The sequence below is a fragment of the Paenibacillus rhizolycopersici genome, assembly GCF_014947195.2.
Lineage (GTDB): Bacteria > Bacillota > Bacilli > Paenibacillales > Paenibacillaceae > Fontibacillus > Fontibacillus rhizolycopersici.
Genome location: NZ_JADCNN020000006.1, coordinates 189,457 through 203,401, shown reverse-complemented (window position 1 = coordinate 203,401; position 13,945 = coordinate 189,457). Strand labels below are relative to the sequence as shown.

Annotated in this window: 13 protein-coding genes; all 13 read left to right on the top strand. The window is 53.0% G+C overall.

Annotated features, from left to right (window positions below; genetic code table 11):
- Positions 1 to 176 precede the first annotated feature (176 nt).
- The 13 genes from IM700_RS09110 (at position 177) to uxaC (ending at position 13,930) form a co-directional block, all read left to right on the top strand.
- Entirely contained in the window at positions 177 to 1,463 is a 1,287-nt protein-coding gene (locus IM700_RS09110; RefSeq protein WP_193417280.1) for a DUF438 domain-containing protein, read from the top strand.
- 351 nt (positions 1,464 to 1,814) lie between these two features.
- Positions 1,815 to 2,765, top strand: a complete 951-nt coding sequence (locus IM700_RS09105) for an ROK family glucokinase (RefSeq protein WP_155606931.1) — start codon at positions 1,815 to 1,817, stop codon at positions 2,763 to 2,765.
- A gap of 344 nt (positions 2,766 to 3,109) precedes the next feature.
- Positions 3,110 to 4,000 (top strand): RNase adapter RapZ, encoded by an 891-nt coding sequence (gene rapZ / locus IM700_RS09100; protein ID WP_193417279.1) that lies wholly within the window; start codon positions 3,110 to 3,112, stop codon positions 3,998 to 4,000.
- A 124-nt stretch (positions 4,001 to 4,124) separates the two neighbouring features.
- Positions 4,125 to 5,069 (top strand): gluconeogenesis factor YvcK family protein, encoded by a 945-nt coding sequence (locus IM700_RS09095; RefSeq protein ID WP_155607041.1) that lies wholly within the window; start codon positions 4,125 to 4,127, stop codon positions 5,067 to 5,069.
- A 5-nt stretch (positions 5,070 to 5,074) separates the two neighbouring features.
- A complete protein-coding gene (gene whiA, locus IM700_RS09090) occupies positions 5,075 to 6,004 on the top strand; it encodes a DNA-binding protein WhiA (protein ID WP_155606933.1) in 930 nt (309 codons plus the stop codon).
- A gap of 109 nt (positions 6,005 to 6,113) precedes the next feature.
- Entirely contained in the window at positions 6,114 to 6,383 is a 270-nt protein-coding gene (locus tag IM700_RS09085) for an HPr family phosphocarrier protein (RefSeq protein WP_155606934.1), read from the top strand.
- A 149-nt stretch (positions 6,384 to 6,532) separates the two neighbouring features.
- Positions 6,533 to 7,288 (top strand): SIMPL domain-containing protein, encoded by a 756-nt coding sequence (locus IM700_RS09080; RefSeq protein WP_155606935.1) that lies wholly within the window; start codon positions 6,533 to 6,535, stop codon positions 7,286 to 7,288.
- A 207-nt stretch (positions 7,289 to 7,495) separates the two neighbouring features.
- Positions 7,496 to 8,470, top strand: a complete 975-nt coding sequence (locus IM700_RS09075) for an ABC transporter ATP-binding protein (RefSeq protein ID WP_155606936.1) — start codon at positions 7,496 to 7,498, stop codon at positions 8,468 to 8,470.
- Entirely contained in the window at positions 8,467 to 9,318 is an 852-nt protein-coding gene (locus IM700_RS09070; protein ID WP_155606937.1) for an ABC transporter permease, read from the top strand. Before IM700_RS09075 ends, IM700_RS09070 begins: the two co-directional genes overlap by 4 nt.
- Entirely contained in the window at positions 9,315 to 10,121 is an 807-nt protein-coding gene (locus IM700_RS09065) for an ABC transporter permease (protein WP_155606938.1), read from the top strand. The genes IM700_RS09070 and IM700_RS09065 overlap by 4 nt, the downstream gene beginning before the upstream one ends.
- A gap of 52 nt (positions 10,122 to 10,173) precedes the next feature.
- Positions 10,174 to 11,217 (top strand): spermidine/putrescine ABC transporter substrate-binding protein, encoded by a 1,044-nt coding sequence (locus IM700_RS09060; protein WP_280516408.1) that lies wholly within the window; start codon positions 10,174 to 10,176, stop codon positions 11,215 to 11,217.
- Between the two features lie 136 nt (positions 11,218 to 11,353).
- Positions 11,354 to 12,133: a DUF3298 and DUF4163 domain-containing protein gene (locus tag IM700_RS09055; RefSeq protein ID WP_155606939.1), complete on the top strand. Its 780-nt coding sequence runs from the start codon at positions 11,354 to 11,356 to the stop codon at positions 12,131 to 12,133.
- 384 nt (positions 12,134 to 12,517) lie between these two features.
- Positions 12,518 to 13,930, top strand: a complete 1,413-nt coding sequence (gene uxaC, locus IM700_RS09050; protein ID WP_193417278.1) for a glucuronate isomerase — start codon at positions 12,518 to 12,520, stop codon at positions 13,928 to 13,930.
- Positions 13,931 to 13,945 lie beyond the last annotated feature (15 nt).

The window sequence follows — 13,945 nt, the reverse complement described above, 5'->3', positions numbered from 1 at the left end:
CTATTTTGGCAAAAGACGGAGAAAAAAGAAACGGGAGGAGCCATGATTCGCTCGGAATATTTGTGATTGCAATCACAAGTCGGCGATTTTCCCTGTGCTACCTTGTTCTTGAGAATGGTTATCAGCGAGAGAGTCGGAAGAGACAGAAGTTAAACCCTATAAGGAGGGACTGGACCATGAGTGAATTGATCAATAATCGGGAGTTTGGCGCTCCGGAACTGAACCGGCGTCAGCAACTGCTGAAAGAAATCATTAAAGAGCTGCATCAGGGCAAGAGCGTAGACGAAGTAAAGGCGCGGTTTGAAGCGGCGGTCGGCGACGTGACCGTATCGGAAATCTCCGCGATGGAGCATGCGCTGATGGAAGAGGAAGGCATCCCCGTTGAGGAGGTGCAGCGGTTGTGCTCGGTCCATACGGCGATATTTAAGGGCTCGATTGAAGATATTCACCGCTCGTCCAAGCCGGAGGAACAGCCAGGCCATCCGGTGCACACCTTTAAGCAGGAAAACCGAGAGATCGAGCGACTGGTCAATTTCAAGCTGCGGCTGCATCTCGACAAGTACCGGAGGGAAGCCGGCGAGGAGCTGGTATTCAAGCTGTTGGAGGATTTAAGCCTGCTTCTGGACCTGGATAAGCACTACAGCCGCAAAGAAAACCTGCTGTTCCCGTATTTGGAGAAGTACGGCGTCTACGGACCGACGAAGGTGATGTGGGGAATTGATGACGGAATTCGCATGATGATTAAGGAAACAAAGGGCAAGCTGGCGAACGGCAGCGCAGATCAGGAGACGATCCTCCTGGATCTCGAACGGATCATTAAGGAAGTCAACGAAATGATCTTTAAAGAAGAGAATATTTTGCTGCCGATGGCCCTTGAGAAGTTAACGGAAGACGAATGGGTCAGCATCGCCAGGGAAAGCGAACAAATTGGCTTCTGCTTGACGGCACCGGAGCACGAATGGATTCCGGAGCGTGTGCCGCTTCAGCTTTCAGACGGCGAATCGGGAGCAACTGCGGCCGAAGCCGGGGGAACCGCCCCAGAGGGGACGGCAGTCCCGCAGGGCTTCGTCAAATTCGAAACCGGCATTCTGTCGATGGAGCAGCTGGAGGCGGTGATGAACCATCTCCCGGTCGATTTGACGTTTATTGACGAGAACGATGTCGTCCGTTATTTCTCTCACGGTAAGGAACGGATATTTGCCCGGACGAAGGCGGTCATTGGTCGAACCGTGCAAAATTGCCATCCGCCGCAAAGCGTCCATGTCGTCAACCAATTGTTGGAGGATTTCAAAGCAGGGCGGAAGGATGCCGAGGATTTCTGGATTCCGATCAAGGACAAATTCGTTTACATCCGCTATTTTGCCGTTCGCAGCGAAGATGGCCGTTATTTGGGAACGCTAGAATTCACGCAGAATATCGCTCCCATTCGTGAGTTGGAAGGGCAAAAACGGATTTTATCCTAAATCCGCACGTCACGCGACATACCCCCGGCATTCGTATTGCGAATGCCGGTTTTTTTATGGGCATTGTTGAGGTGACGAGGTCAAAGGGAATTAGTGGGTTTTGGGGTCGCATCCACCTGTCTGTGATCTACGTCATTTACGCAAAATCCCTTATCGTTACTGGGATTGCCGTTTCCCCCCTTCTCTTGACCGAACCGAAGGGTTCGCTTATAGTTGGTACGTAGGAGTAAACTACTTGCGAAGGCGTTTTCAGTCATGGCGCGGTCAGCGTGGTGATGGATAGAGAATGGCCTTTTTGCACGTATGGACACGTAAATTATCTATTATTTAAGAAAAAGGTGGCTTGTGAAAATGTCTGAAAAAATCTACATTGGCGTTGACTTGGGCGGTACGGCAGTCAAGGTTGGCATTTGCAATGAAGAAGGTCAACTTCTTCATACGTATGAAGGCCCAACCGAAGTCGATAAGGGCGCGGATACGATCGTCGCGAACATCGAGAAGTACGTCCGGCGCGTCGTGGAAGAATCGCCGTTCGCCTGGGAGCAGGTCGCGGGGGTAGGCGCTGGCGTGGCTGGGTTTACGAATGTCCGCGAGGGGATTATTATTTTGGCGCCGAATGTAGGTTTGAAGGATTTCCCGATTCGTGAGATTTTGGAACAGCGACTGGGCAAGCCGATCAAAATAGACAACGATGCCAATGTGGCGGCGCTGGGCGAAGCCTGGGGCGGAGCCGGCAAAGGAATCGAGAACTGCGTATGCTACACGCTGGGCACTGGCGTTGGCGGCGGCATCATCATGAACGGTAAAATTTATCAAGGGTTCTCCGGGATGGCCGGCGAGCTTGGGCATATGTCCGTCGTTCCGGACCTGGAAGCGATCGGCTGCGGCTGCGGACAAATGGGCTGCCTGGAGACCGTCTCTTCGGCTACGGGCATTATCCGTATGGCTAAGGATGCCGTGGCACGCGGGGACCGGACGTCGCTGTCGCATGTGGAGAACATTATGGCCAAGGACGTCTTTGATGCGGCTAAAGCCGGTGACGAGGCGGCGATCCGTATCGTGAACCGTGCGGCCTATTATCTGGGCAAATCGATGGCGGCGGTTGCGGTCGTTCTGAATCCAGAACTGTTTATCGTCGGTGGAGGGGTATCCAAAGCAGGCGACATTCTGTTTAACGAAGTCCGCAGCGTATTCGCCAAATTGACGCCGGAGCCGGTGCAAAGAGGCATGCAAATCGTACCGGCTACGCTGGGCAATGATGCGGGGATGGTTGGTGCCGCCGGCCTCTTCCTCCGCTCCTAATTATTAAGGAAGTTCAAAAAGTCGTCTTTCCATCACGAAGCTGAGTCAGTGCGGTGTATGCCTGCAGGCTAACGGACACCAGAGACGCTATTCGTCCGTTGCAGACCCACTGCGGATTCTAACGGACCGAGGGTACCCTATTTCAGGCAAATGCAGCGAAATGGCCGACCTACGAGCCCAATAAGGTCTCTAAGGTCCGTTACAGCGGAAAACCGCCGGAAAATCGGCCAATAAGGTCATTACGGTCCGTTAGGATCAGTGACGTTCAAGCAGGCCTGGCTAATGGTTCGCTAAGGAGAAAAAAAGAACATGGGACAAGGAGAAGTTTGCGAGGAGGGACAACAATGCCGGAGAAGGAAACAGGTTCGGTCGCCAATCTGATCATTATCACGGGCATGTCGGGGGCAGGTAAATCGCTAGCCGTACGGAGTCTGGAAGATCTCGGATTTTTTTGCGTGGATAATTTGCCTCCGGTGCTGATTCCCAAATTCGCCGAATTGATTGAGCAGTCCAAAGGGAAAATCGCCAAGGTCGCGCTCGTCATCGACTTGCGCGGCCGGGAATTCTTCACGGCGCTGTCGGAGTCGCTTAGCTTTATTAAGGAACATTTCACCATCAAGTGTGAAATCCTGTTCCTCGATGCCACCGACTCGATTCTTGTACAGCGGTATAAGGAAAGCCGCCGCCGTCATCCGCTAGCCCCAGAAGGCATGCCGCTCGACGGCATTCGGCTGGAGCGTAAAATGCTGGATGAATTGCGGATGTCGGCAACCCAGGTGATTGATACCAGCAACATGAAGCCGGCGCAGCTCAAGGAGAAGATCATTTCCCGCTTCTCACATCTGGAGAGCAGCAATTTATCGGTAAATATTACTTCGTTCGGATTCAAATACGGCATCCCAATCGACGCTGACCTGGTGTTCGACGTTCGCTTCTTGCCGAATCCGCATTATATCGAGCAGCTTCGTCCGCACACGGGACAAGACAGCGATGTATATGAATATGTTATGAAGTGGCCGGAGACCCAAACGTTCCTGGCCAAACTGCTGGATATGCTGCATTTTCTGTTGCCGCAGTACCATAAAGAGGGGAAAAGCCAGGTGATCATCGGGATCGGCTGCACCGGCGGGAAACACCGCTCGGTTGCGATTGCCGAATACCTCGGTCGGATGCTCGGCGTCAGCGAAACGGAAACGGTTCGCGTGAGTCATCGCGACGAGGGCCGAGACCGTTAATCTAGCTCCCCTGCAAGTATAGAGGCTATTCAGAAGGAGAATCCGATCTCCTTTGAACCCTCATTAAGAGGTGAACCAAGTGATACATCGGGCTAAGGAGAACAGAGTTCCGCGGATCGTCGTGATGGGCGGAGGCACCGGATTGTCTGTCATGCTTCGCGGGTTGAAAGAGAAACCGCTCGATATCACGGCTATCGTAACCGTAGCCGACGATGGGGGCAGCTCCGGGATTTTGCGCAACGAACTGCAAATGCCGCCACCCGGCGATATCCGAAACGTATTAACCGCGCTGGCCGACGTCGAGCCGCTGCTGTCGGATATGTTGAACTACCGGTTTGCCTCGGGTTCGGGGCTGGCCGGCCATAGTTTGGGCAATTTGATTTTGGCCGCGATTACAGACATTTCCGGCGATTTTGTGACGGCCGTTCGCGAGCTCAGCCGTGTCTTTGCCGTGCGTGGGCGCGTACTGCCCGCTGCCGGTCAGGCGGTGGTGCTGCATGCGGAGATGGAAGACGGCACGATCGTGACCGGGGAATCGAAGATTCCCGAAGTGCGGGGCCGAATCAAGCGCATCTTCCTTGAACCGGAGGAAGTCGAGCCGTTGCCGGAGGCCGTTGAGGCGATCCGGGAGGCCGACGCGATTCTGATCGGACCGGGCAGCTTGTATACCAGCATCATTCCTAACTTACTCGTACCGAAGCTGGCGGAGGCCGTATTGGAGAATACTTCTGCGATCAAAATATTCATATGCAACGTCATGACCCAACCGGGCGAGACGGACGATTACACGGTCAGCGACCATTTGCAGGCAGTGTATAACCATGTCGGCAAGCATTTGTTCGACTACGTGATCGTGAATGACGGCGAAATTCCGCCGCAGGTTCAGGATTTCTACGCAGAGAAAGGTGCTAAGCCCGTCCAGGTAGACTGGGATAACGTGACGGGTCAAGGGTACAAGGTCATCGCCGATACGTTGGTGTTGTTCCGAAGATACCTGCGGCATGACGCTGATAAATTAAGCCATCATATTTACCAACTGGTTGATAACTGGATTTTACGAAAGAGGTGAGTCCCTTGTCATTTGCGGCGCAAACCAAAAAAGAGCTGACGATGGTCGAAGCCTCGGACTGCTGCGAGCAGGCCGAATTATCCGCCTTGATCCGGATGAACGGATCGGTGCAGGTTTCGAACAAAAAGATCATTTTGGATATCTCCACCGAAAACGCCGCGATCGCAAGGCGGATCTACTCCTTGCTGAAGAAGCATTTCCAAATTCATACGGAGCTACTGGTCCGGAAAAAGATGCGCCTCAAGAAAAACAACGTCTACATCGTCCGCATTCCGGCCCGGGTTGAGGAGATTTTACGGGAGTTGAAAATCGTCTCCGAAGGGTTTATTTTCAACTCGGGGATTAATCCGGAGCTCACCCGGAAAAACTGTTGTAAACGGGCTTATCTGCGCGGGGCATTCATGGCCGGAGGTTCGGTCAACAATCCGGAGGGTTCTTCTTACCACCTGGAGATTGCCTCGATGTACGAGGAGCACTGCAAGGCGCTAGTCGATTTGGCGAATGAGTTTCATCTGAACGCACGCTGCATCGAACGGAAGAAAGGGTTTATTTTCTACATCAAAGAAGGCGAAAAAATCATCGAGCTCCTCAGCATCATCGGCGCACATCAGGCGTTGTTCAAATTCGAGGACGTGCGGATCATGCGTGACATGCGGAATTCCGTGAATCGCATCGTGAATTGCGAGACCGCTAATTTGAACAAAACGATCGGCGCTGCCGTTCGGCAGATCGACAACATCAAGCTGCTTCAGAAGGAAATGGGTTTGGAGAATTTGCCGGAGAAGCTGCGAGAAGTTGCCGAGGTCCGCTTGGCCCACCCCGATATGAACCTGAAAGAAGTGGGCGAGCTGCTCAAAGGAACGGTTAGCAAATCGGGAGTGAACCACCGGCTGCGCAAAATCGACGAGCTTGCCGAAAAAATTCGCGGGAGCTAAAAAGGTTTTGCTGCTAGTGTCTTACGTACTCCGTATGCTATAATGATAGAAATTATAATGTCTACGAATATGATGATGTGGATTGAATTCGTATAGGGGGTAAGTTTTCATGGTTAAACACCCGGTTACCGTTCGTCTGAAGACGGGGCTGCATGCCCGGCCGGCTGCGCTTTTCGTTCAGGAAGCGAATAAATATTCTTCCGAGATTTTCGTTGAGAAAGACGATAAAAAAGTCAATGCCAAGAGCATTATGGGGATTATGAGCCTCGCGATCAGTACCGGTACTGAGATTTTCATCAGCGCGGAAGGTGCGGATGCTGAGCAGGCTGCAAACGCTTTAATCAATTTGGTCAGCAAAGAGGAGTTGGAGAACCAGTAAACACTGGTTTTGCCATTCGGAACAAGGGGATGTTTCCGTGGATTTACTGCGGAATCATCCTTTTTTTGCGTGAACTGCAACATTTGTACGCGGTTTGCGTTTAGAAGGGTAAATTACCAATGTCTATCAAATAAATGGAGGTCATGAACATGAGAACATGGATGAAGCCTGCGGCATCGCTGCTGGTTGCGGGGACACTGATTGCTGGAGGAATGTTTGTAAGCGGTACCCTGAATGCGCCGACGCCGGTCTATGCGGATGGCGAGATGCAGAAGAATGTGGTTACGGTTGTGGGCAGTGGCGAGTTATCCGTGAAGCCGGATGTAGCGTATCTATCGATTGGTGTAGTGACGGAAGCCAAGACGGCGAAGGAAGCCCAAAGCGCCAATGCGACCAAGGTTGCTGCACTGACCAAGCTGTTGAAAGAGACATGGGGAATTGCCGATAAGGATATCCAAACCGGCCAATTTTACGTACAGCCGAATTATACGTACAGCGATAAGGAAGGCCAGCAAATTAAGGGGTATTCCGCTCAGCATTCGCTTGAAGTGACCTACCGCGATTTGGCGAAGGTTGGACAGTTGCTCGATGCGGCATCGGCGGCGGGAGCCAACCGGATCGACAATATTCGCTTCAGTACCGAAAATCCGGATCAATATCAGGATCAAGTGATCCAAAAGGCGATGAATGACGCCAACAAGAAAGCGGCGTCGATCGCTAAGGCAGCGAACCGCCAGGTGGGCATCGTACTGAGCATCAGCCAGGCTAATGCTAGCACGCCAATCTTCACGCAGAATTATAAGATGATGGAAATGGCCGCGGCCGATTCCGCAGCTAGCACGCCGGTGGAACCGGGCGAAATCGACTTGCAAACGACATTGACCGTGATGTACGAACTGAAATAAACCGAGCAATAGGAACCGCCCCCGATTTCGATCGGGGGCGGTTTTGATTTGACTCCCTTGGTACCCAACAAAAACTATTGTAACCCGCGTCAAAACAAGGTATAGTGAATATGCGAAAAAATGATCTAGGACCCGTTAAGCCATACCAATGGATATGGCTTTTTTTTCTTAGGAAGACAAGCCTACATTGAAGGAGTTGATGCAAAGATGATAGAACTGGCCGCGGTGGAGAAACGCTTTGCGGGACAGGTCGCCTTGCATCCGCTAACGCTCACGATTAAGGAAGGGGAATTCCTCACCTTGCTGGGCCCGAGCGGCTGCGGCAAGACGACGATTTTGCGCATGATCGCCGGGTTCGAGCAACCATCCGCTGGAAAAATCCTGCTCGACGGACAGGACCTGACGAATTTGCCACCAAATCGCCGGGATTTGAACCTTGTTTTTCAACATTATGCTTTGTTTCCTCATATGACAGTGGAAGAGAATGTCGCCTTCGGGCTTAAGATGAAGAAGATGCCAGCCAAGCAGCAGCAGGAACGCGTGCGGGAGGCGGTCGAGATGACGCAACTGACCGCGCTCACCAAGCGTTACCCGCATCAGCTGTCCGGCGGGCAGCAGCAGCGGGTGGCTATCGCGCGGGCGATTGCCAACAAGCCTCGGGTGCTGCTGTTGGATGAGCCGTTAGGTGCGTTGGACCTACAGCTGCGCAAGAGCCTGCAAGGCGAGCTCAAGCAGCTGCAGCGCAGTCTCGGCATCACGTTTGTGTACGTGACGCATGACCAGGAAGAAGCGATGATGATGTCCGATCGCATCGTGGTCATGAACAGCGGTCAGGTGGAACAGATCGGCACGCCGCGGGAAATTTACGCACAGCCGGCCACGTTGTTTTCGGCCACCTTCGTTGGCGAGAATAACATCTTCTCCCGGGACGGGCGGTTGTTCGCCGTGCGGCCGGAGAAGCTGAAGGCCGTGCGGGGCGGTGAGAACGGCGAATCCAAGCGAAGCGGCGAGCTGCAAGACGTGCTGTATCTCGGCGGGGTTCACAAGCTGATTGTCCAGCTCGACAACGAACCGATGACCGTCTCGGTGGTGCTCGACGTAAACGATGAGCGCACGTGGCAAATCGGAGAGACGGTTGGGGTGGATTGGAAGCCAGAAGACGAGGTGGTCATCGGATCATGAAGAAATCTGGCTTGAGCATGCTGCCGGTGCTCCTGTGGTTATGCCTGTTCCTGGTCGTGCCGATGCTGATCGTGGTGGGGATCTCCTTTATGGGGCGCGACGATCTTGGCAATGTCGTGCTGGATTTTAATCTGGATGCCTATGCGTTATTTTTCGACCCGTTATATTTGGGGATTTATTGGGACACGATTCTGTTATCCGTATTGACGACTGCATTATGCCTACTGCTCAGCTACCCTTTGGCCTACTATATCGCGAATGCCGGCCCGAGAATGCAAACCTGGGGCCTGGTGCTTATTACCGTGCCGTTCTGGATTAACTTCCTGATCCGCACTTATGCCTGGGTGCTGCTGCTGCGTACGCAAGGGATTGTCAACGAGCTCCTACTTGGCATCGGGCTGATCTCCGAGCCGCTGCAGATGCTGTACACCAAAGGGGCTGTGTTGCTCGGCATGGTGTATACGTTTATTCCGTTTATGGTGCTGCCAATTTATGTGGCGCTGGAGCAAATGGACAAGAAGTTGCTGGAGGCAGCCAGCGATCTTGGAGCAACGCGCTGGAGATCGTTCTGGCACATTACGCTGCCGCAAACCAAGTCCGGGATTATGACCGGTTCGGTGCTGGTGTACGTATCGACGACGGGGATGTTTGTCGTGACCGATATCCTGGGCGGGGCCAAATCGGCTATGATCAGCAACATTATCCAGAGCCAGTTCCTAGGAGCCCGCAACTGGCCGTTTGGTTCGGCGCTGTCGGTGATCTTCGTGATCACGTCGTTGATTCTGATTGCGCTGTTTAATCGGGCGATGACCTCGCGATATCAAAAGGTGCGGGAGGTGCGTTCATGAAAACCAAAAGCCATCCGCTGCTGGGTGTTCATTCGCTGGTGATGATGATATTTATCTATGTGCCAATCCTGTTTATCGTCGCTTATTCGTTTAACAGCTCTAGGTTGGCGGCGGATTGGAGCGGGTTTACATTCGATTGGTATATTTCGTTGTTCGATAACCGCCATGTCATGGAGGCGCTGGCCAACAGCTTGACCGTGGCAGTTGTCTCGACAGTAATTTCAACGGTGCTTGGCACGCTGGCGGCGCTGGCGATGCGGAAGCTGGGTCGCCGCTTTAAGGCGGGAATGGGCGGCCTGTTGTATCTGCCGATTATTATCCCGGACATCATTATGGGCTTATCCTTGTTGGTCTTGTTCAATCAATTGAATATGCCGCTAGGCAAAATGACGATTATCATCGCGCATATTACGTTCAGCTTGTCCTACGTCTACGTAGTTGTCACCACCCGTCTGTCCGGCATGGGAGGGCAATTGGAGGAGGCGGCACAGGATTTGGGAGCAAGCTCGTGGCAAACGTTCCGACACGTGACCTTGCCGCAAATCGCTCCAGGTATCATCTCCGGGGCGTTGATCGCGTTTACGCTATCGCTGGACGACTTCATGGTGAGCTTCTTTGTCAGCGGGCCGAATTCGACCACGCTGCCGATTTACATCTATGGACAAGTCAAACGGGGTATTTCCCCGGAAATTAACGCATTATGTACGATTTTGATCCTGGTAACGGTGACCTTGATTTTCCTGGCGCAATTTGTGCTGAATCGTGGCAAGGGCCAGAAGAAACAATCCGTGCTTCCGTTCTAGGAGGATTCTTATATTCGGTACGACGAAACAGAAGGGAGATTGGGAATTGAACATAAAAAACAAGAAATGGGCTAGCCTCGTACTAGCAGGATTGATGCTTATCGGGTTGCTGTCCGGCTGCGGATCTTCGAAGGAGACGTTGAACATTTACAGCTGGGCCGACAATTTTGACGAGGAAGTGCTGAAGCAATTCGAACAAGAGTTTGACGTGAAGATCAATTATGACGTGTTTGCGAACAATGAAGACCTGCTGGCCAAAATCAAGGCGGGCGGCGGCGGTTATGACCTGATTCAACCGTCGGATTACATGGTGGCTACGATGATCAAGCAAGACCTGTTGGCGCCGCTGGACATGAACAATATTCCGAACTTCGCTAATGTATCCGACGCCTATAAAGACCCAGCATACGATCCAGGGAACAAATACTCGGTCGTATACACCTCAGGGGTAACGGGGATCGCCTACAACACGAAATACGTTAAAGACGAGATCGACAGCTGGGAGGACCTGTGGAATCCCGAGTACAAGGGGAAGGTCATCTTGCTTGACGATAACCGCGAGGTGATCGGCATGGCATTGAAGAAGGCCGGACGCTCCAACAGCTCCACCGATGAAGGCGAGATCACGGCTGCCGTGGAGGATCTGAAGAATTTGCTGCCGAGCGTTTTGGCTTTTGATACCGATAATATTAAGCAAAAAATGATTCAAGAGGAAGGCTGGATCGCCACCGTCTGGTCGGGCGATGCCTCCTACATCGCACAGGACAATCCGGACGTGGCTTATGTCGTTCCGAAGGAAGGCGGCACCATCTGGTCGGACAACTATGCGATTCCGAAGGATTCGAAGCATAAAGAACTAGCCGAGAAATTCATCAACTTCATGCTCGATCCGGAAGTGAGCGCGAAGAACTACGAATCCATTGGCTACAGCGATCCGAATACCAAAGCGACGGAGTTCCACAGCGAAGAGTATCGGAACGACAAAATGATTAATCTGTCCGAGGACGAATTGTCCCGTACCGAATGGCTTGGCGACGTGGGCGACAAGCTGCAGCTGTATGACCGCTTCTGGACCGAATTGAAGAGCGGACGGTAGGATTTTTACAATGTCATCTCTGAAAAGCGCCAGGCGCTTCCCATTAGGGAAGGCGTGCTGGCGCTTTTTGCGTACATGAAATATTGCCACCAGGGTCATAATTTAGGTATTAACTTGAAGAGGGTGGCGATATCCAATGAAGCGTAACGCGGTAAAAATGATGACATCGCTGATGACCGCAGGGCTGATGGTTTCCGGTGTGGCTGTCGTTCCGACGGAAGCTGCGCCGCAGTCGCCGGTAGAGCTTAGCGGGGAGATGGGGGCGGCGAAGCCGACACTCCAGCAGGAGCAGCAGGGCGTCAAGATCACGAACCATACGATCGAGAAGAAAATCCCCGAAGCCTCGATTAAAGTCGATTATCCGCAAATCAGCGGGTTGAAGAACAAATCGGTCCAGAAGAGGATGAATAAGCTGCTCAAAGAGAAGGCGGAAACGTTTGTGGCAAATGCGCTGAAGGAAGCGAAAGCGGGACAGCCGACGACGCCCAGCGGGAACCCTTACGAATATGTCGGCGTCTACAAGGTGACCTACAATCGCGACGGGGTGCTAAGTCTTTACGAGGATCTGTACTCTTACACCGGCGGTGCGCATGGAATTACCGTGCGGGAGGGTCTGACGTTCCGATTGGATAACGGAAAGCTGCTGACGCTGGACGAGCTGCTCCGGGCGAACCCGAATTACCGCAGTATCGTTGACCCGGCCATTGCCAAGAAGCTGCAGGAAACCGACGGGTATTTCGGCAACTTCAAGACGATCGGCCCGAATCCTTCGTATTTTGTGCAGGATGACGGCGTCACGATCTTCTTCCAGCTGTATGACTATCTGCCTTATGTGTTTGGCTTCCCGGAATTCCACTTTCCGTTCGCCCAGCTGTTGCCGCCGGGAACGAACCCGTTTGATTTCAAAACGCGTTAAGGCGTTTGATTCCTTTACCGTCTTCTTCGGCTGGATGCTGCCGGGAGGGCGGTTTTTGTATGGGGCGAGGCGAGGGCAGATCCTGCATTTTGTATAACAAATTCGTTGGGTTCAGGGCGTTCAAGACCCCATCGTTGTACAAAGTGCAACATCATTGCGGCAGCAGGTCGGAACGAGCTAGGCCCATTCGGGTCAAGTATGTTGCAGGAAATCCAACAGTAATCCCCTCGATGTTGCACACACACGGAGGTTATTGACAACGTCTTCCCAGCACCTATAAATCTCCTTGCGTTTTACCCGGAAACGGTTACAATGGAATCAGCATAATGATGTTAACGTGAACAATAGGAGAGGCAACGATCCAATTGAAGGGAGAATGGGAATATGGCGAAGAAGTTTTTGGGGAAAAATTTTCTGTTGAACAGCGATACGGCGGAGGTGCTGTACCATCAATATGCGAAGGATCTGCCGATCATCGACTACCACTGCCATTTGAGCCCGCAGGAGATCTACGAGAACAAGACGTTCCGCAACCTGACGGAAGCCTGGCTGGGCGGCGATCATTACAAGTGGCGGGTGATGCGGGCTTGTGGAGTCGACGAGGAGCTCATTACCGGCGGGGCAGATGACTATGACAAGTTCCTTGCTTGGGCCAAGGTTGTGCCGCAGCTGCTGGGTAATCCGTTGTACCATTGGACGCACCTGGAGCTGCAAAGGTTCTTCGGGATTCAGGAGCTGCTCAACGAGCAGAGTGCCTCGGCTATCTGGGATAAAGCAAATGCCAAGCTGCAAAGCGAAGGGTTTGGCGCACGCGATCTGATTACGAAGTCCAAGGTCAACGTGGTTTGTACCACCGACGATCCGGCGGATTCACTTGAATATCATTTGAAGATCAAGGAACTGGAGGGCTTCGACACCGCAGTTCTGCCAAGCTTCCGCCCCGACAAGTTCTTAGAGATCAACCGCGATACGTTTAAACCTTGGTTGGCGAAGCTGGAGGCGACGACGGGCAAGCCGATCCCGAATTACGGGGCGTTAATAGACGCGTTGCGCGAGCGGATCGACTTCTTCCATGAAATCGGCGGTCGTGTGTCCGATCATGCGCTAGATACGCTGGAGTATCGCGAGACGACGCTGAAGGAAGTGGAGGCGATTTTCGCCAAGGCGTTGAGCAAGGGCTCCGTGACTCCGGTGGAAGAACGGAAATACAAATCGTATACGATGCGCTTCCTTGGCAAGGAATACGCTGCGCGCGGGTGGGCGATGCAGCTGCATATCCATGCGCTGCGGAACACGAACACGGCGATGTTCAAGCGGCTGGGCCCCGATACGGGCTACGACGCGATTAACGATGGGCCGCTGGCCGAAGCGCTGGCTGGGCTGCTCGACGCCCTGGAGCAGGATGGCGGGTTGCCGAAGACGATCCTGTATTCGCTGAACCCAAATGATTACTGGGCCCTTGCCAGTATCATGGGCAGCTTCCAGGGTGGCGGCGTGCCGGGCAAGATCCAGTTCGGTACCGCTTGGTGGTTTAACGATAACAAGGACGGGATGACTCAGCAAATGCGTACGCTGGCCAACTTTGGCGTGTTGTCGCAATTCCTCGGGATGCTGACGGACTCGCGCAGCTTCCTATCGTATACACGGCACGAGTATTTCCGTCGCTTGCTTTGCGATGTGCTCGGCGATTGGGTCGATCGCGGTGAGGCACCGGAGGACTTCGAATTGCTGGGACGGATCGTTACCGACATTTGCTATGGCAATGCCAAGCGATATTTTGCTTTTCCGGAACAATAGAAAGGATTGACGCTG